The sequence below is a fragment of the Vibrio ouci genome (assembly GCF_004551525.1).
Classification (GTDB): Bacteria; Pseudomonadota; Gammaproteobacteria; order Enterobacterales; family Vibrionaceae; genus Vibrio; species Vibrio ouci.
Map to the genome: position 1 here is coordinate 12,680 of NZ_SATR01000009.1, position 19,712 is coordinate 32,391.

Annotated in this window: 14 protein-coding genes and 7 tRNA genes; 1 reads left to right on the forward strand and 20 read right to left on the reverse strand. The window is 46.2% G+C overall.

Annotated features, from left to right (window positions below; genetic code table 11):
- Positions 1-47 precede the first annotated feature (47 nt).
- The 19 genes from ELS82_RS07835 to pncC all read right to left on the reverse strand — a co-directional run bounded on the left by ELS82_RS07835 (position 48) and on the right by pncC (position 15,906).
- A complete protein-coding gene (locus ELS82_RS07835) occupies positions 48-2,906 on the reverse strand; it encodes a M16 family metallopeptidase (protein ID WP_134835008.1) in 2,859 nt (952 codons plus the stop codon).
- Positions 2,907-2,915: 9 nt separating this feature from the next.
- A complete protein-coding gene (locus tag ELS82_RS07840; RefSeq protein WP_134835009.1) occupies positions 2,916-3,377 on the reverse strand; it encodes a YqaA family protein in 462 nt (153 codons plus the stop codon).
- A complete protein-coding gene (locus ELS82_RS07845; protein WP_134835010.1) occupies positions 3,371-4,321 on the reverse strand; it encodes an NADP-dependent oxidoreductase in 951 nt (316 codons plus the stop codon). Before ELS82_RS07845 ends, ELS82_RS07840 begins: the two co-directional genes overlap by 7 nt.
- Before the next feature lie 122 nt (positions 4,322-4,443).
- Entirely contained in the window at positions 4,444-5,574 is a 1,131-nt protein-coding gene (locus ELS82_RS07850) for a sodium ion-translocating decarboxylase subunit beta (protein ID WP_134835011.1), read from the reverse strand.
- 9 nt (positions 5,575-5,583) lie between these two features.
- Complete coding sequence (gene oadA / locus ELS82_RS07855) at positions 5,584-7,368, reverse strand: sodium-extruding oxaloacetate decarboxylase subunit alpha (protein ID WP_134835012.1); 1,785 nt, start codon at positions 7,366-7,368, stop codon at positions 5,584-5,586.
- 31 nt (positions 7,369-7,399) lie between these two features.
- A complete protein-coding gene (locus ELS82_RS07860) occupies positions 7,400-7,657 on the reverse strand; it encodes an oxaloacetate decarboxylase subunit gamma (RefSeq protein WP_134835013.1) in 258 nt (85 codons plus the stop codon).
- 443 nt (positions 7,658-8,100) lie between these two features.
- Positions 8,101-8,177 (reverse strand) — tRNA-Arg (locus ELS82_RS07865).
- Between the two features lie 66 nt (positions 8,178-8,243).
- A tRNA-Arg gene (locus ELS82_RS07870) sits at positions 8,244-8,320 on the reverse strand.
- A 66-nt stretch (positions 8,321-8,386) separates the two neighbouring features.
- Positions 8,387-8,463 (reverse strand) — tRNA-Arg (locus ELS82_RS07875).
- Between the two features lie 65 nt (positions 8,464-8,528).
- Positions 8,529-8,605, reverse strand: a tRNA-Arg gene (locus ELS82_RS07880).
- Positions 8,606-8,707: 102 nt separating this feature from the next.
- A tRNA-Ser gene (locus ELS82_RS07885) sits at positions 8,708-8,800 on the reverse strand.
- Positions 8,801-8,825: 25 nt separating this feature from the next.
- A tRNA-Arg gene (locus ELS82_RS07890) sits at positions 8,826-8,902 on the reverse strand.
- A gap of 60 nt (positions 8,903-8,962) precedes the next feature.
- A tRNA-Ser gene (locus tag ELS82_RS07895) sits at positions 8,963-9,055 on the reverse strand.
- Positions 9,056-9,238: 183 nt separating this feature from the next.
- A complete protein-coding gene (csrA, locus tag ELS82_RS07900) occupies positions 9,239-9,436 on the reverse strand; it encodes a carbon storage regulator CsrA (protein ID WP_004415691.1) in 198 nt (65 codons plus the stop codon).
- A 92-nt stretch (positions 9,437-9,528) separates the two neighbouring features.
- Positions 9,529-10,716 carry an aspartate kinase gene (locus ELS82_RS07905; protein ID WP_134835014.1) on the reverse strand — a complete coding sequence of 396 codons (1,188 nt, stop codon included), beginning with the start codon at positions 10,714-10,716 and terminating at the stop codon, positions 9,529-9,531.
- Positions 10,717-10,912: 196 nt separating this feature from the next.
- A complete protein-coding gene (gene alaS, locus ELS82_RS07910; RefSeq protein ID WP_134835015.1) occupies positions 10,913-13,495 on the reverse strand; it encodes an alanine--tRNA ligase in 2,583 nt (860 codons plus the stop codon).
- 142 nt (positions 13,496-13,637) lie between these two features.
- Complete coding sequence (recX, locus tag ELS82_RS07915) at positions 13,638-14,102, reverse strand: recombination regulator RecX (RefSeq protein WP_134835016.1); 465 nt, start codon at positions 14,100-14,102, stop codon at positions 13,638-13,640.
- Between the two features lie 73 nt (positions 14,103-14,175).
- Positions 14,176-15,222 carry a recombinase RecA gene (gene recA / locus ELS82_RS07920; RefSeq protein ID WP_134835017.1) on the reverse strand — a complete coding sequence of 349 codons (1,047 nt, stop codon included), beginning with the start codon at positions 15,220-15,222 and terminating at the stop codon, positions 14,176-14,178.
- Positions 15,223-15,414: 192 nt separating this feature from the next.
- Complete coding sequence (gene pncC, locus ELS82_RS07925) at positions 15,415-15,906, reverse strand: nicotinamide-nucleotide amidase (protein ID WP_134835018.1); 492 nt, start codon at positions 15,904-15,906, stop codon at positions 15,415-15,417.
- Between the two features lie 126 nt (positions 15,907-16,032).
- Between pncC and mutS the strand changes: the two genes are divergently transcribed.
- Complete coding sequence (gene mutS, locus ELS82_RS07930) at positions 16,033-18,570, forward strand: DNA mismatch repair protein MutS (RefSeq protein ID WP_134835097.1); 2,538 nt, start codon at positions 16,033-16,035, stop codon at positions 18,568-18,570.
- Between the two features lie 70 nt (positions 18,571-18,640).
- Here the strand turns inward: mutS and lptG are convergent, their stop codons facing one another.
- Complete coding sequence (gene lptG / locus ELS82_RS07935; protein WP_134835019.1) at positions 18,641-19,711, reverse strand: LPS export ABC transporter permease LptG; 1,071 nt, start codon at positions 19,709-19,711, stop codon at positions 18,641-18,643.
- Between the last annotated feature and the right edge of the window lies 1 nt (position 19,712).

The following is a 19,712-nucleotide window of genomic DNA, read 5'->3' on the forward strand; positions in this document are numbered from 1 at the left end:
AAGGGTGAGCGTTGTCACCCTTTCGCATGCACTATGTTATGTGTACTCTAACGGATGATTTCAAGCTCTTCTATCGGAATATGCAAACTTTCTAGTTGTGGTTTCAGCGTTTTCTTATCCCCTACTACGATAATTTGGTACTCGTCAGGGTTAAACCACTTGTTTGCTAACTCATCAAGAGTCTGCTTTTTGACTGATTCAACGATCTCATTACGTTGCTTCAAGTAATCTTCATCCAAGCTATAAGCTAAAATACTATTAAGTAGGCCAGCTTTCTGTGAAGGCGTTTCATATTTTAGTGCATCTTGTTGACCGACTGCTAAGCGTAAAAATTTCATTTCATCGTCAGTCATGCCTTGTTCACTGTATTGAGCTAGCTCTTTTTTCATCTCCAAAATTGATGGAATCGTTGAGTCTGCGCGTACTTGAGCTGAGTAAACAATCGCTCCCACTTCTCTATTTGACGCTAAGTAACCACTCGCACCATAAGTGTAGCCTTTGTCCTCTCTGAGGTTTTGGTTGATACGGCTATTGAAGTTACCCGCAAGATTAAAGTTAGCTAACTGAGTTAGGTAAACTTCACCAGTGGCATCAAACGGCAGACCTTGACGAACCATACGCACAACGCTCTGCGGTGCTCCCGGTTTATCAACTAAGAAAACCTTCTGCTGAGCAAGTGGTTTGACTAATTGTGGTCTTAGTAGCGGCGCAACTTCACCTTGCCAACTATCGATAAAAGCCAGCTCTTGCTTAACTTGACGTTTAGATATGTCACCGACGACAACAATTTGTGCGCCTTGTGGTGTGTAATGCTGTTTGTAGAAAGCTTTAACATCATCAAGCGTCAGCTTAGCAACTGAGGCTTCAGTACCATCCGTTGGACGCTGATAAACAGAGCCTGAGAATAGGACTTGGCGCGTCGCTTGAGAGGCCAACCAACTAGGCTTTTGATGCTGATAGACCAAGCCTTCCAGCATCTGCTTTTGGATTCGCTCAAAATCTTGTTCGCGGAAGGCTGGCTTGAAGAGTATTTCTTCCACCAGCGTTAGAGTCTCGGTAAGATTTTTCTCTAAGCTTGATACTGAAATACTGGTGGTGTAGTTACCTGCATTGATCGAAATACTGCTACCAAGTTTATTTAACTTAGCTTCAAGTTCTTCTAGCGATGAGTCCAGCGTCGCCTCTTGCATCATCGCCGCAGTCAGATTCGCTAAACCTTCTTTGCCACGCTGTACGTAACGCTCACCCGCAGGGAAACTGATCTCTAACTGTACGGTTGGTGTTTCTGAACTGACGGTTCCAAGTAGTTCTGCACCATTATCGAAATATAAGCGATAGAGGTCTGGCATCTGCGCTTTCACCCCTTCCGCTACTTCCGGCATCACTGAGCGGTCAAAATCATCGTCTGCTTTACGATAGGCCAATTGATCATCGGTAATTTTTTGGTATTCCGGCAGCGTTCTTGGTGGCGTAACAAAATTGGCTGGCGCAGCGGCTAGATCAGTTTTGCCTCGAGGAACCACACTTAGCGCAACCTTATGATGGCCATTGACGTAAGTCTTATAGGCATCCATGACAGATTCAGGGGTAACTGAGCGAATCTGCTCTAGCTGAGATTGAATTCGATCTGGCGTATTAAAGAAGGTTTCATTAGACGCCAACTGAGACACTTTACCGCGCACACTTTGCAAGGCGAAAACCGCATTGGCTTCCGCCATACCTGTGATCTGCTCAAGACGCTTATCATCGACACCTTTCGCTTCAAATTCAGCTAAGGTCTGCATCAACTCTTGATAAAGTGGCTTTAATGCGCCTTTTTCGCCAGACGGCGCCATAGCGTAAACGTAGAAGGTACATGACAGCTCAGCACAATCTTGGAATGCGCCCGCATCGACTGCTTTCTGAGTCTTAACTAGTTTTTGATAGAGCAAGCTGTTGGCACCACTGCCTAATACATTGGCTAAAGCATTTAGTGACGCTTGCTCTTCTGCACCGTTATATTTCGTTGGCCAGCCAATCATCAACATTGGCTGTTGAATACGGTCTTCAAGTGTTACGTAGCGATCTTCGGATAAACTCGCTGGTTGTTTTGGCGCTTGCTCAACCTCAGGCCCCGCTGGAATAGAACCAAAGTACTTGTTCACCCATTCCAAAGTTTGTTTGGTGTCGATATCACCACCAATGGTCAAGACCGCATTATTTGGTCCGTACCAACGTAAGAAGAAGGCTTTAAGATCGTTCACATCAACACGATCAAGATCCTCGACGTAACCAATCGTCTGCCACGAGTAAGGATGACCTTCTAGGTACATCGCTTCACCCATTTTCTCCCACATCAAACCGTAAGGGCGATTGTCGTAGTTCTGAGCACGTTCGTTTTTGACCGTATCGCGCTGAATCTCAAACTTACGCTGTGAAACCGCATCGAGTAAAAAGCCCATACGATCCGACTCTAGCCACAACATTTTCTCTAGTTGGTTCGACGGTACAGTTTCGAAGTAATTGGTACGGTCACGATTCGTGGTGCCATTTAACGTACCGCCCGCCTCAGTAATAATCTTGAAGTGTTGCTGATCACCGACATTTTCACTGCCTTGAAACATCATATGCTCGAAGAAGTGAGCAAAACCTGATTTACCGACTTGCTCACGAGCAGAACCGACGTGATAAGTCACATCCACATGAACCAAAGGATCAGAGTGATCGGGAGATAAGATAACGGTTAGGCCATTGTCTAACTCATACTTAGAGTATGGAATCATTGCCTTACCCGGCTGGGCATCCACTTCTTCAACAAGTGTCACGCCGTCCGGTAGAGAGGAAAAAAATGGAACTGAAGGTAGGTTATTCGAAGCACAACCATAAAGTGCGACAAGAGAAAATGCACCAAGCCAAATCTTTCTCATGACATCCCCTTAAAAGAATCCGTAAAAAATTGCTGCTAACGCGGTATAACGCAGCGCTTTACCAATTAAGATCAACCAAAAACATGGCCAAAAGCGCATACGTAGCCAACCTGCGGCTAAACATAATGGGTCACCAATCACGGGCAACCAACTAAAAATTAAAGACCAATAGCCGTATTTATTCAGCCACTGTAGAGCTTTATGACCATGTTTTTCATTTTGAGTTCGGTTTGGTAACCACAAGCCAAGCCAATAGTTGGTCAAGCCACCTAAGGTATTACCTAAGGTGGCGACTAAAATGATCATAAAAGTGGAGTATTGGTTTAAGCTGAGAGTCGCGATTAAACTGGCCTCGGAACCACCGGGCAACAAGGTGGCACTCAGGAAACCGCTAAAAAACAGTACCCAAAGTGCAGAATCAGAAAACCATAAAGCGAAGGATTCAAATGCGCTGTTAAACGCTTCTAGCATTGCATATCAAGCAAGATCTTGCCTCTCGTATGTCCCGTTTCAATTTGTCGATGAGCTTCGCCCACCTCACTCATGGCAAATACCTGTTGGATTTCAGTTTTCACTAATCCAACACTGACCATGTACAGCAGCGCATCCAGCTGTTCTGGGTTCGGATCAACCAACATTCCCGAAGCTTCAAAGCCAAGCATTTTTGCCTTTTCACAAATTAGCTCAGCACTTAAGGTCGGTACTGTGACAACTTTACCACCATCTTTCAAGCACTTGAGTGCATCAAGTGCAGCATCACCGCCGACTAAATCAATAAGTACATCGGCTTCTTCAACTCGTTCTGAAACTGGCGCAAATTGGTAGTTCACGGCATGAGCACCTAACGTCGCCATATAATCTAGGTTCGCTTCACTGCATGTAGTGAAGACTTCCGCTTTAGCAGTCACAGCAACTTGAATTGCGATATGACCTACGCCGCCAGCACCTGCCAAGATAAGCACGCGGTCCCCTTCATTAACGCCCGCTTTGTCTAACGCTTGCAGTGCCGTCTGCCCGGCAAGAGGGAGAGCAGCGGCTGCTTCAAGAGTAATCGAGCTAGGTACCAAGCTGAGTGCGCTTTCTGGTACCGATATGTACTGACTATAGCCACCGCCAGCTAATGGGAAACCGATAAAGCCTGCGACGTTATCACCTATACCGAATCGTTCAGCGCCTTGGCCAAGAGTTATGACCTCGCCTGAAATGTCATACCCTGGCACCCAAGGGAGGTTGTCTTTGTTTTCCGAAGCAGCCCAGCCAAGACCAGCCCGCGTTTTGACATCGATAGGGTTCACACCAGCAAAGTGGACTTTGACTAAGACTTCCCCTGCTTTAGGCTCTGGCATTGAAGAAGTTTGAACAACGAGAACTTCTGGGTCTCCGAACTTAGAGATAGCGATTTGTTTGTTTTCCATTTCTTTTATTCCCTACCGATACAAAAAAGGGATGCGAAAGCATCCCTTTGAATATATACCATTTATTGATGGCAAGTTAACCACTTGCTCTCAATTTGACCATTAATTAACGCCAACTTTCATTAACCTACAAGTGCTAACAAAATACCCGCGGCTACCGCAGACCCAAGTACACCCGCTACGTTAGGGCCCATTGCGTGCATAAGCAGGAAGTTTTGCGGGTTAGCATCAAGACCAACCTTGTTTACCACACGCGCCGCCATCGGTACTGCAGAAACCCCTGCCGCACCAATAAGTGGGTTAATGTCTTCTTTCGAAAACTTATTAAGCACCTTAGCCATTAATACACCACCGGCAGTACCGATACTGAAGGCAACCGCACCTAAGGCCAAAATACCAAGTGTTTCTACGTTTAAGAACTCTTCCGCTTGTAGCTTAGAGCCAACACCAAGACCGAGGAAAATGGTCACAATGTTGATCAACTCATTTTGTGCCGTTTTCGACAAGCGATCCACGACGCCAGCTTCACGCATCAGGTTACCCAAACAGAACATACCGACGAGTGGCGTTGCTGATGGTAGGAATAAGATCGTCATCAGCAATACTGCTAGTGGGAAGAGGATCTTTTCACCTTTACCAACATGACGTAGCTGAGCCATTTTGATCTTACGCTCTTCCGGTGTTGTCAGTGCGTTCATGATCGGTGGCTGAATGATCGGCACTAACGCCATGTAGCTGTATGCCGCAACCGCAATCGCACCAAGAAGATCCGGTGATAACTGACTTGCTAAGAAGATAGCCGTTGGCCCATCAGCCCCCCCGATAATCGCAATCGATGCTGCGTCCGGCATGCTAAATTCCATACCCGGCACATAGTTAAGTAAGATTGCACCAAACAGTGTGGCGAAAATACCAAACTGAGCCGCCGCTCCTAGCCATAAGGTTTTCGGGTTAGCGATCAGAGCACCGAAGTCAGTCATCGCCCCGACACCTAAGAAGATCAGCAGTGGGAAAATCCCAGACTCAATTCCTATGTAGTATACGTAGTAGAGTAAACCACCCTCATCAGTGAAGCCTGCATTAGGTATGTTCGCTAAAATCGCGCCAAAACCAATCGGCAATAACAGTAACGGCTCAAAACCCTTTCTGATCGCCAAAAATAGCAAGGTACAACCAACTAAGATCATGCAGATCTGGCCAAACTCGAAGTTAGCGATCCCTGTTTCTGACCATAAGGTCATTAATCCTTCCATGATTGCCCCTTACGCCAAGCTAAGCAGTGGAGCACCAACCGTCACAGAATCACCTTCTTTGACGTGAAGATCTTGAACAATACCACCTCGGGCTGCTCGTACTTCGGTTTCCATCTTCATCGCTTCAAGGATAAGCAGGACATCCCCTTCCGCGACTTCAGCGCCACTTTGCACATTCACTTTGAATATGTTGCCAGCTAAAGGTGCCGGAACCGTCTCTGAATTACCTGCAGGTGCAACTGGAGCAGCCGCTTGTTGAGGCGCAGCAGTTGACGGGGCTACCGAGGTTAGTTGACCTTGAGGGCCCACTTCGACGTCGTAAACCTGACCATCGACTTTGACGCTGTATGTCTCAATTCCACCTTGCGCTTGCTGAGCTTGAGGTGCAGCTGGTGCCACTTCCTCTTTGCCCGGAGCAGGCTCAAAGGCATCAGGGTTATGACGATTCTTAAGGAATTTAAGACCAACTTGTGGGAATAAAGCGTAGGTCAGAACATCATCAACTGTATCTTCTGCCAAAGAGATACCTTGTTCTTTGGCTTTTGCTAGTAAATCATCAGTCAACGAATCAAGCTCAGATTCCAATAGATCGGCTGGGCGACAAGTGATCGCCTCTGCGCCATCGAGTACTTTCGCTTGCAGTGCTTCGTTCACTTGTGCAGGTGCTGCGCCATACTCGCCTTTAAGAACACCAGCAGTTTCTTTAGTGATGCTCTTATAACGCTCACCCGTTAGCACGTTGATAACCGCTTGAGTACCGACAATCTGTGACGTTGGAGTCACGAGAGGAATGAAGCCTAGATCTTCACGTACGCGAGGGATCTCTTCGAGTACTTCGTCAATTCGATCCGCTGCGCCTTGCTCTTTAAGCTGACCTTCCATATTGGTTAGCATTCCGCCTGGAACTTGAGCGATTAAGATACGTGAATCGACACCTTTTAATTGACCTTCAAACTTAGCGTACTTCTTACGTACTTCACGGAAGTAAGCGGCAATAGGCTCAATTTGATCAAGTTTAAGCTTGGTATCACGCTCAGTCCCTTGCAGCATAGCGACAACCGTTTCCGTTGGCGTGTGACCGTAAGTACAACTCATTGATGAGATAGCGGTATCAAGAATATCGACACCCGCTTCAACCGCTTTTACTGCGGTAGCCGTAGAAAGGCCTGTTGTTGCGTGGCAGTGCAGCGCAAGTGGAACATCACACGACGCTTTGATGCGCGAGATAAGATCTTCCGCTTCATAAGGCTTGAGCAAACCTGACATATCTTTAATACACAATGAGTGACAGCCTAAGTCTTCAAGACGCTTCGCTAAATCAACCCATGTATCAGTGTTATGTACCGGACTAGTTGTGTAAGACAACGTACCTTGAGCATGCGCACCGACATCAACCGTCGCTTTAACCGCTTTCTCAAAGTTACGTACATCGTTCATCGCATCAAAAATACGGAAAACATCCATACCGTTGGCGTGAGCACGCTCAACGAACTTTTCAACCACATCATCTGCATAGTGGCGGTAACCTAATAGGTTCTGGCCACGAAGTAGCATTTGCATTGGTGTGTTTGGCATTGCTTTCTTTAATGCACGTAGACGTTCCCATGGGTCCTCACCCAAGAATCGAATACACGCATCAAATGTTGCTCCGCCCCATGTTTCTAGAGACCAGTAACCGACCTTATCCAGTTCCTCTGCGATAGGTAACATATCCTCAAGACGCATACGAGTCGCAAATAGCGATTGATGGGCGTCACGAAGGACCACGTCCGTTAAAGCTAGTGGTTTAGACATGCTCATTAACTCCTTTTAATCCTTACAAGTACTACTTAGCTGTCGAGGTACGGTACTGATGTACCGCGGCAGTGATTGCCGCCACGACGTTTGGGCTAACAGCAGATGAAGGTGATTGAACTTTATTATTTTGATTTGGTGTAGCGATCGGCGCAGGTACTTCTTCAGGTACCAGTTTTGACATGAGCCGAACGAGATAGACAAGAATAGTGAGGAATATAAACACTACAACCATCCCTGTTAGCATCAGGGTTGCAGCGTCTACTAGCAGGCTTCCAATATTATCCATTTTTGCATCCTTTCTTTGTCATCCTGACAACGACATTAGGTGTTTTGCTAAAAACTTCATGTTTTATCAAGGCAAAGCACTAACGTTACCCACAAGCAGTGGGCATTTTTGTTGCCAGAACATTCAATATAATCCTGACAATAGGCTTAGGATTATCTCGATTGGTTAAACTTTGTCAATTTTGTTTAAGGGGCTATTGAGGATAAAGCACAAATCTAGGGAATTATTCGACACGGAAATCACATAAATCTGCAATATTTGATCTATCAAGCATAAATAACTGCGAGTTTTAATGCATTACTACGGTCTATAGGTGCTAAGTGCAGGAAGGGGGAATGATAAGTGAAATTACTTTAGTAAACAGTAACTTGAAATCAAGATGTTTAAATTATGTTACTAGAATGTAAAAAGCCCTGCTATTTCTGGCAGGGCTTTTTAATAAGTGGCGCGTCCTGGAGGATTCGAACCTCCGACCGCCTGGTTCGTAGCCAGGTACTCTATCCAGCTGAGCTAAGGACGCACGGTTTTCGATATCAACTTGAGTCAATACCAGGATTGCCATTTATGTAAATGAAACCCTAAAGAGTGGCGCGTCCTGGAGGATTCGAACCTCCGACCGCCTGGTTCGTAGCCAGGTACTCTATCCAGCTGAGCTAAGGACGCGCAGTTTTCGATATCGACTTAGGCCAATATCAGGATTGCCATTTATGTAAATGAAACCCTAAAGAGTGGCGCGTCCTGGAGGATTCGAACCTCCGACCGCCTGGTTCGTAGCCAGGTACTCTATCCAGCTGAGCTAAGGACGCGCAGRTTTTGATATCGAAGTTCATCAATATCAGGATTTCAATTTATACAAAGAAAACCTAAAGAGTGGCGCGTCCTGGAGGATTCGAACCTCCGACCGCCTGGTTCGTAGCCAGGTACTCTATCCAGCTGAGCTAAGGACGCGCAATGTTCTCGAAAACGAGAAGTGCGAAGCATATCACACTTTTTATTCTTCTTAAAATTAAATAGCCTTAAAAACAAAAAAATTGACCATTGGCCAATTAATGGCGGTGAGGGAGGGATTCGAACCCTCGATACGGTATCAAGCCGTATACTCCCTTAGCAGGGGAGCGCCTTCAGCCTCTCGGCCACCTCACCGTTTTATTCCCTGGTAAGGAAATTATGGCGCGTCCTGGAGGATTCGAACCTCCGACCGCCTGGTTCGTAGCCAGGTACTCTATCCAGCTGAGCTAAGGACGCGCTATGCTTTCTTGCTAAAGAAAGTTGTTTTAAAGCTCTTCAAAAGAAGAAGTGCAAGAATGGCGGTGAAGGAGGGATTCGAACCCTCGATACGGTATCAAGCCGTATACTCCCTTAGCAGGGGAGCGCCTTCAGCCTCTCGGCCACCTCACCGTCTTGCGGAGGCACATATTACGATTTACCAAAAATATGTCAAACATTTTCTTGGCAAAAATAGCAAAAAGTCTTTCAACCGTTGGCTATTTAATCAAAGCGGTGCTAATTCGCTCTTTTTCCTATAAATAGATGCCGTTCACATACAAAAAAGGCTGACAAACTGTCAGCCTCTCTTTGTAATTAGTAGTTGCCAGATGCAACGTTACCATTACCTTTTTCTGCCTGAATGCGCATGTAAATTTCTTCACGGTGAACAGACACTTCTTTCGGTGCATTTACACCGATACGTACTTGGTTACCTTTAACACCTAGTACAGTTACTGTTACTTCATCACCGATCATTAGAGTTTCGCCAACGCGGCGAGTTAAAATTAGCATTCTGTGCTCCTTGAGTAATCTCTGATTTATCTTGCTACGAGGCTATTATCCAACAAAAGTTATATTTTCGTAAACTCAATTGTGGCTCGAATCTAGCCTAAAAAGGCATGTTTTTGCAGGCAATCGACTGCCTCTGCAGAAGTTATGTAAGCATCATGCAGTATGTTAGCCGCTTTGTCGACACATTCTGGTAACAGGATCAACATAAGTGACTGACTACTCACCGCATAATGTTTGACGTGAATACCTTGCTCAGTGAGCAGAGCAAACGACCTTTCAACCAGTCCTTCGACTTTTAGGCCCACAGCGGTCAGCAAACTTACCGTCTCACTATTACGGATTTTGTCTTTGAAAACCAGTTCCAGTTTTGAATAAGCATCACCTTTTACAACAACACCTATCCATTCTGGATGCTCGATCACATTCCAGATAGTCACACCCAACATCTGACACTGCTTTTTCAATCCACATAGCATGTCTGGCTCGATTTGAATCAAGCACATATCACGCTGAATCGCGACACCGCACACTGAGGCTAAACACTCCTGCCCTTTCACCAAGCTACCGCCATCAGTATCAAAGGTGGAAAGAACACGCAGAGGGACATTATGCTGCCATGCGTACTGAACCGATGGCAGGTGCAAAACTTTGGCACCTTTACGTGCCATCTCTTCCATCGACGGGAAGTCAATCACGTCGAGCTTCTGAGCATTAGGAACAACACGTGGGTCACAGGTATAGATACCATCGACATCGGTAAAGATTTGACACTCTGCCGCGTTGAGCGCGCCAGCAAGTGTGACAGCACTGGTATCAGAACCACCTCTGCCTAACGTAGTGATATCCCCATTTTCATTGATACCTTGAAAGCCAGCCACAATAACAATTTGGTCTTGCGCTAATAGCTGGTTTATCACGGTAGTATCAATGTGTTTAATCGTCGCATCATTGTGATTGTTATCCGTCACAATGCTTGCTTGAGCTCCGGTAAGTGAGCGAGCTGAATAGCCCATTTTATTCAGTGCCATTGCTAACAATGCCATAGACACTTGCTCACCAGCAGAGAGCAAAACATCAAGTTCACGTGCGGTAGGAACACTATCTACCTGTTTAGCTAAATCCATCAATCTGTTGGTTTCACCAGACATTGCAGATACAACTACGACAACTTGATTACCATCATCTTTCGCCTTAATGATGTGTTTAGCAACCGTATGGATCCTTTCAATAGAACCCACCGATGTTCCGCCAAACTTTTGCACGATAAGGGGCTTGTTCACCAGTCTTCACCTTCCCGAGAGCAAAGTCTCATTCGAACCACATTCAATATGTTGAATATTGCCTGTAGTAGTAATAACAAAAACCAAGTTATTTAATCAGCACTTGGTATATGAGCCAATTAAACCACTTGGTTAGGACAAAAAAATTACGCTCAATCAAACAAGTGATTGAGCGCAAATATTTATAAAGTTTGATTTATAGGCGTTCTTCTAGCCATGGTTGCACAGACTGAATAGCATCAGGCAGTGCAGCAACATCAGTACCACCTGCTTGAGCCATGTCTGGACGACCACCACCTTTACCGCCAACTTGCTCAGCAACCATCTTAACTAGGTCGCCCGCTTTCACTTTGCCAATAAGATCTTTAGTTACGCCAGCAATTAGGCCAATCTTATCGTCGTTGATGTTAGCCAGTAGAATCACACCACTACCTACTTGGTTTTTGATGTCATCAACCATAGTACGTAGGTTCTTGTTATCCGCACCTTCTAGAGCAGCAACTAACACTTTAGTACCGTTGATATCCTGAACTTTACCCATGATGTTTGCGCTTTCCGCAGCAGCCATCTTGTCTTTAAGCTTCTGGATCTCTTTCTCTAGAGATTTCGCCTTTTGCGCCGACTCAACAAGCTTCTCTTCGTATTTAGCTTGTTGTTCTTCGATCGCATCTAGTGCTGCTTCGCCAGTCACCGCTTCGATACGACGGATACCTGCTGCGATACCACCTTCAGAGGTAATCTTAAACAGACCAATATCGCCCGTGTTAGAAGCGTGGATACCACCACAAAGCTCCGTTGAGAACTCGCCCATAGACAGTACGCGAACTTCGTCATCGTACTTCTCACCGAACAGGGCCATTGCACCTTTCTGCTTAGCCGATTCGATGTCCATGATGTTAGTTTCAATCACGTGGTTGCGACGAACTTGAGCATTCACAAGACGCTCAACTTCTTTCAGTTCCGCTGGCGTTACTGCTTCTAGGTTCGAGAAGTCGAAACGTAGGTTTTCAGGTTTAACAAGCGAACCTTTCTGCGCAACGTGCTCACCAAGTACTTGGCGTAGAGCTGCGTGAAGTAAGTGTGTTGCTGAGTGGTTTAGAGAGATAGCAGCGCGACGCTCTGCATCTACAACCGCTTCAACTTCATCACCTTTCGCGAGTACACCTTCCGCTAGGACGCCGTGGTGCGCAATTGCATTACCTAATTTCTGAGTGTCTTCTACCTTGAATAGACCTGACTCAGTTTTAAGAACACCAGCATCACCACACTGACCGCCTGATTCTGCGTAGAATGGTGTTTCACTAAGGATGATGATCGCTTTGTCGCCTGCCGATAGAGATTCAGCCGCTTCACCTTCAACGAAGATTTCAGCTACGTTGCTGTTACCTTGAGTGCCTGTGTAACCACAGAATTCAGTTTCAGCTTCAGTTTTGATCGTTGCGTTGTAATCAGTACCAAATTGGCCTGCTTCACGAGCGCGTTGACGCTGCTCTTCCATCGCTTTCTCAAAACCCGCTTCGTCGATAGTGAAGTCACGCTCACGAGCAACGTCGTTAGTTAAATCAGCAGGGAAACCGTAAGTGTCGTAAAGCTTGAATACTGTTTCACCGTCAAGCTCTTTGCCTTCAAGTGCATCCAGTGCTTCATTAAGGATAACCATGCCGCGCTCTAGTGTGCGACCAAAGTTCTCTTCTTCAATGCGAAGTACTTTTTCCACAACGACTTGTTGCTTTTTAAGCTCGTCAGCAGCGCTGCCCATCACTTCAGCCAATACGCCCACAAGTTTGTGGAAGAATACGCCTTGTGCCCCTAGCTTGTTACCGTGACGAACTGCACGACGAATGATACGACGTAGAACGTAACCGCGACCTTCGTTTGAAGGCATCACGCCATCAGCGATTAGGAATGAACAAGAGCGGATATGGTCAGCAATAACGCGAAGTGATTGGTTCGATAGATCTTCATGACCAACAATTTCTGCAGTCGCTTTGATTAGCTTTTGGAATACATCGATTTCGTAGTTTGAGTGAACGCCCTGCATGATTGCAGAAATACGCTCAATACCCATGCCTGTATCAACTGCAGGCTTAGGTAATGGTTCCATCGTGCCATCAGCATGACGGTTGAACTGCATGAATACGTTGTTCCAGATCTCGATGAAACGGTCACCGTCTTCTTCAGGCGTGCCTGGACGACCACCCCAGATGTGTTCACCGTGATCGTAGAAGATTTCAGTACATGGACCACAAGGACCTGTGTCACCCATTGTCCAGAAGTTATCTGATTCGAACTGCTTACCGCCTTCTTTGTCACCGATACGAACGATACGATCAGCAGGAACACCTACTTTTTTGTTCCAGATATCGAATGCTTCGTCATCTGTCTCGTATACCGTTACCAATAGACGATCTTTTGGCAGTTGTAGCGTTTCAGTTAGGAATTCCCAAGCAAAAGCAATCGCATCTTCTTTGAAGTAATCACCAAAGCTGAAGTTACCTAGCATTTCGAAGAAAGTATGGTGACGAGCTGTAAAACCAACGTTCTCAAGGTCGTTATGTTTACCACCCGCACGTACACAACGCTGAGCCGTAGTTGCTCTTGTGTAGGCACGCTTTTCGGCGCCTAAGAAGCAATCTTTAAATTGGTTCATACCTGCGTTTGTGAATAGCAGGGTTGGATCGTTATGTGGAACCAACGATGAACTGTCTACGATTTGGTGTCCTTTGCTTTCAAAGAACTTAAGGAACGCGTTACGAACCTCATCAGTGCTCATGTACATGCAGCTCTTCCTGAAAATAGTCGAGTTAGAATTTTGCGCTATTGTAGATCATGGTTAACGCTACGACTAGTTTTCTTGCATAAAAGAGCTTTTTGCTGGGGGATTTGAAACTAAATAGTCAAATTGAAGGGAATTTTTACTCTCAATCCTCGCTTTCTGAACTGAGTGCATAGCTGATTTGCTCAAAGCTATAACCGCGATATTGGAGAAAACGCACCTGTTTTGCGTACTCTTTTTGGTCTTTTGCCTTAATTCCTTTAAATTTCTTCTCTGCAGCACTTTTGGCCAGTTCAAACCAATCCTGCGGTTCTTCTTCCATCGCTTTTTCTATCACTGATTCAGAAACACGCTTTTGATTTAGCTCTTGGCGAATGCGGCGCTCACCATGCCCTTTATAGACATGCTGTCTCACCTGGCTCTTAGCGTAGCGAAGATCATCTAAGTAATTATGATCTAAGCAAAAATTAATCGCTTCTTGAATCGCATCATCTTCGTAACCTTTCAAACTAAGTTTCTGATACATCTCATACTCACCATGATCGCGGCGGCTAAGCAGTTGAATTGCGGCTTCTTTACTCGACAGTGTTGGTGGTTTTCTTTGGAACATGTCGGATTAAATTCTCATATTCTAAATACGACAAAGCCCCGCATAAGCAGGGCTTTAAATTGATAGGGCTGAGTTATAGCTCTTCTTGCTCAGGCATTTGGCCTAGTTCAGCGTCATCTGGCTGAACTTCTGCTGGTGACAGCAGCATTTCACGCAGTTTAGAATCGATAGTCTTAGCCGCTTCAGTATTCTCACGTAGGAACTTACCTGCGTTCGCTTTACCTTGACCGATCTTATCGCCATTGTAGCTGTACCATGCACCCGCTTTTTCAATTAGCTTGTGCTTAACACCTAGGTCAATTAGCTCACCTTCACGGTTGAAGCCTTGGCCATATAGAATTTGGGTTTCTGCTTGCTTAAATGGTGCAGCGATCTTGTTCTTCACAACCTTGATGCGAGTTTCGTTACCGACAACTTCATCACCTTCTTTGATTGAACCAGTACGGCGAATATCAAGACGAACCGATGCGTAGAACTTAAGTGCGTTACCACCCGTTGTTGTTTCTGGGTTACCAAACATCACACCAATCTTCATGCGGATTTGGTTGATGAAGATACACATACAGTTAGACTGCTTCAGGTTACCTGTTAGCTTACGCATAGCTTGAGAAAGCATACGCGCTTGAAGACCCATGTGGCTGTCGCCCATTTCGCCTTCGATTTCCGCTTTAGGCGTTAGAGCTGCAACCGAGTCAACAACCATTACGTCGATAGCACCTGAACGAGCTAGCGCGTCACAGATTTCCAGTGCTTGCTCACCAGTGTCTGGCTGAGAAACAAGAAGTGCATCAATATCAACACCAAGCTTCTTCGCGTAAACAGGATCAAGTGCGTGCTCAGCATCGATAAACGCACAAGTTTTACCTTGTTTTTGCGCCGCAGCGATACACTCAAGAGTTAGCGTCGTTTTACCCGATGATTCAGGACCGTAGATTTCTACGATACGACCCATCGGAAGGCCACCAGCACCTAGGGCGATATCAAGAGAAAGTGAACCTGTAGAGATTGTTTCTACGTCCATTGCGCGGTTGTCACCAAGGCGCATGATTGAACCTTTACCGAATTGCTTTTCAATCTGACCTAGCGCAGCGGCGAGCGCTTTCTGTTTGTTCTCGTCCATCACTTTCTCCAAATGATTCATCTTGTACTGATGATTATCGATCTAAATTCTTCCGTTCAGTCGTATACTCTGAACAATCAATGAAAGTCATTATACTGTTGATTCATACAGTGTCTATAGCTGTATGGATTTTTTTTGTTTTTTAGTGATATCTAACTGATTTTTAATAACTTAAAATTCACCAATCAGTATTTAGCCTCGGCTAATCAGTTCTTCATACAGTACTGTCAGTGCGCACTCTACTGCCTTGCTTCGTACCTCTGCCCTATCGCCCGAAAAACAATGCGTTGCTACTTTCTGCCAGCCTTGTTTATCTGCCCAAGCAAAGCAAACTGTACCTACAGGCTTGGCTTCGGTTCCACCTCCAGGCCCGGCAATACCACTAATGGAAACACCAATATTGGCATGCGAATGCTTCAAAGCGCCTTGCACCATTTCAACCACAGTGGCTTCACTCACGGCTCCATGCTGTTCAAGGGTATTTTCCCCAACACCAAGCATCTCCATCTTGGCTTCATTGCTGTAAGTAATAAACGCACGGTCAAACCAAGCGGAGCTGCCAGCGATGTCTGTAATCGCCGCGGCAACACCTCCACCAGTGCAAGACTCAGCCGTCGTCATCACCAATTGGTGTTGCTCTAGTAAGTTTCCGAGTTGCTTTGCCTGATTTTGCTGTGATTCCATGTCCAAATCCCCTTTTGCATCTTTTCGCTCACTGGCTATTCACGTATCCTAAGCCGCAATAGAAATAAACGAAAGATTTTGCCTGTGAAAGCGTTACCTGAGAAAGAAAAGCAAAAACATACTCCCATGATGCAGCAGTACCTCAAGCTAAAAGCTGAGAACCCCGACATCATGTTGTTCTATCGCATGGGCGATTTCTACGAGCTTTTCTATGATGATGCCAAACGCGCCTCTCAACTACTCGATATTTCACTGACCAAGCGCGGCGCTTCTGCGGGTGAGCCGATCCCGATGGCTGGTGTACCTTTCCACGCTGTGGAAGGCTATTTAGCAAAGCTAGTTCAGCTTGGTGAGTCAGTAGCGATCTGTGAACAAATTGGCGACCCAGCAACTAGCAAAGGGCCAGTTGAGCGCGCTGTGGTAAGGATCGTTACGCCAGGTACCGTAACCGATGAAGCATTACTGTCTGAGCGTTTAGATAACCTGATCGCGGCGATTTATTACCATAACGGTAAATTTGGCTACGCAACACTTGATGTCACTTCTGGTCGCTTCCAACTTATGGAGCCAGAAACAGAGGAGGCGATGGCGGCAGAGCTACAACGCACCTCTCCACGCGAACTGCTGTTCCCAGAAGACTTTGAACCAGTGCACCTGATGTCTGCGCGCAACGGTAATCGTCGTCGCCCTGTGTGGGAGTTTGAACTCGATACTGCTAAGCAGCAGCTCAACCAACAGTTTGGTACTCGTGACCTGGTTGGTTTCGGCGTTGAAAATGCCAAACTGGGTTTATGTGCCGCTGGCTGTTTGATCCAGTACGTTAAAGATACTCAACGTACTGCCCTGCCTCATATTCGTTCGTTAACATTTGATCGCCAAGATCATTCGGTGATTCTTGATGCTGCAACTCGCCGCAACCTTGAACTGACTCAAAATCTAGCCGGTGGCACTGATAACACCTTAGCGGAAGTGCTCGATCATACCGCAACCGCTATGGGCAGCCGAATGCTAAAGCGTTGGCTACATCAGCCGATGCGCGACATCGATACGCTTAATCACCGCCTTGACGCCATTTCAGAGCTGAAAGATGAAGCACTGTTTGGCGACTTACACCCAGTACTTAAGCAGATTGGTGATATTGAACGTATTCTGGCACGTTTGGCGCTGCGTAGTGCTCGCCCACGCGATATGGCTCGCCTACGCTTTGCGATGCAGCAGTTACCAGAACTGTCTGAACTGATGCGCTCGCTCAACCACTCTTACTTAATCAAGTTAGCGCAATATGCCGCACCAATGGACGAAGTTTGTGAGCTGTTAGAACGCGCAATCAAAGAAAACCCACCAGTCGTTATTCGTGATGGTGGCGTCATTGCTGAAGGCTACAATGCAGAGTTGGACGAGTGGCGTAAACTGGCTGATGGCGCTACTGAATACTTAGAGCAGATGGAGCAAGATGAACGTGAACGCCACGGCATCGATTCGCTCAAGGTTGGCTACAACAATGTCCATGGTTTCTTTATTCAGGTAAGCCGCGGTCAAAGCCATTTAGTGCCACCACACTATGTACGTCGTCAGACGCTAAAGAATGCTGAGCGTTACATCATCCCTGAGCTCAAAGAGCACGAAGATAAAGTACTTAATTCTAAGTCAAAAGCACTGGCGCTAGAAAAACAGCTGTGGGAAGAGCTGTTTGACTTGCTTCTACCGCATCTTGAGCAGTTGCAAAACTTAGCCTCTGCGGTTTCGCAAATTGATGTTCTTCAGAACCTAGCCGAACGCGCAGACAGCCTTGATTACTGTCGCCCTAACTTGACTAAAGAGCCTGGCATTCATATTCAAGCGGGTCGCCACCCTGTGGTTGAACAAGTAATGAATGAACCATTTATTGCTAACCCAATTGACTTAAACCCACAACGTAAGATGTTGATTATTACCGGTCCAAACATGGGTGGTAAGTCGACCTATATGCGTCAAACAGCACTGATCGCACTGATGGCTCATATTGGTTCATACGTGCCAGCTGAGTCGGCTCAGATTGGCTCTGTAGATCGTATCTTCACTCGAATTGGCGCATCAGATGACTTAGCTTCAGGTCGTTCAACCTTTATGGTCGAGATGACAGAAACGGCTAACATTCTGCACAACGCAACCGCCAACAGCTTAGTGCTAATGGATGAGATCGGCCGTGGTACCAGTACTTATGATGGTCTGTCGCTGGCTTGGGCAAGTGCCGAGTGGCTCGCTAAAGAGTTAGGTTCAATGACCTTATTTGCCACTCACTACTTTGAGCTAACTGAGCTGCCAAATCAGATCCCACACTTAGCTAATGTTCACTTAGATGCGGTTGAACACGGTGATAGCATTGCCTTTATGCATGCGGTCCAAGAAGGTGCAGCGAGCAAATCTTACGGTCTTGCGGTAGCTGGTTTAGCTGGCGTACCAAAGAGCGTGATTAAGAATGCACGAGCTAAGTTGACTCAGCTTGAACAACTAGGTCAAAACGAAGCGTCGTCTGCACTAAGCAGCGCAGTAGATATTGCTAACCAATTAAGTCTGATTCCAGAGCCAAGTGAAGTAGAAGAAGCACTGGCCAATATCGACCCAGATGATTTGACTCCACGTCAAGCGCTGGAAGAATTGTATCGTTTGAAGAAACTGCTTTAAGCGCCCAGACGCAAGAAACCAAACAAAAACGGCAGCCTAGTTAGGCTGCCGTTTTTTATTGGGTCTGTTGCTACAGTTTTCGTCTCAACAACATTAAGGCAATGGTTAAGAACACAATACTTGGCATCACCGCACCAAACACAGGTGGAATGTTATATACCAAGCTGAGCGGGCCGAAGAACTCACTGGAGATATAGAAGGTAAAGCCTGCTATCACACCAGAAAGAATACGCGCGCCCATGGTTACGCTACGTAGTGGGCCAAAGATAAACGACAGCGCCATCAGCATCATTACCGCGATAGAGAATGGCTGAGTCACTTTACGCCAAAACGCCAATTCATAACGAGAAGGATCTTGCTCTGACGCTTTTAGGTAACTGACGTAATCGTATAAGCCACCTAATGAAAGCTCTTCTGGTTTCACCGTCACAACCGCAAGCTTGTCCGGTGCCAGCGAGGTCGTCCAGCTATACTCAGGAAGGGTATGCTTGGAAATCTCAATTTCATCGACCATTTCCGTCAACTGAACATCTTTCATCATCCAAGTGTTGTCAGAGACATAATCGACTCGCTTAGCATGCACCACGCTCTCTAGATGCTTGTTCTCATCAAAGCGCCACATGTTCATACCATAGATGGTGTCATCTTCCACTTTACCGATAAAGATAAAGTCGTTGGCGTCGCGCGCCCATACCCCGGTTCTCACTGATAACAGCGCGCCACCTGAGGTAGACATTGCACGTAGATCGCGGGCGGCTTTCTGTGCTTGCGGCGCACCCCACTGACCCAGTAACGTCACCATGATCATTAGCGGGACTGCGGTTTTCAATACCGAAAGGCCGATATCTAGCTTAGAGAAACCTGCCGCCTGCATAACCACAAGCTCAGAGCTTGATGCCAACATGCCTAAACCAATCAAAGCGCCTAACAGAGCCGCCATTGGGAAGAACATTTCGATATCACGCGGAATACTCAGTAGCACGTAAAGCAGCGCTTGCAGCAAATCATAAGTGCCTTGGCCCACTTTACGTAGCTGCTCAACGTATTTGATAATCGCAGACAGGCCAACAAAGGTCGCCAGAACTAAAGAAGTAGTGGCAATGATGGTCTTGCCGATATACAGATCGAGAATTTTAAACACG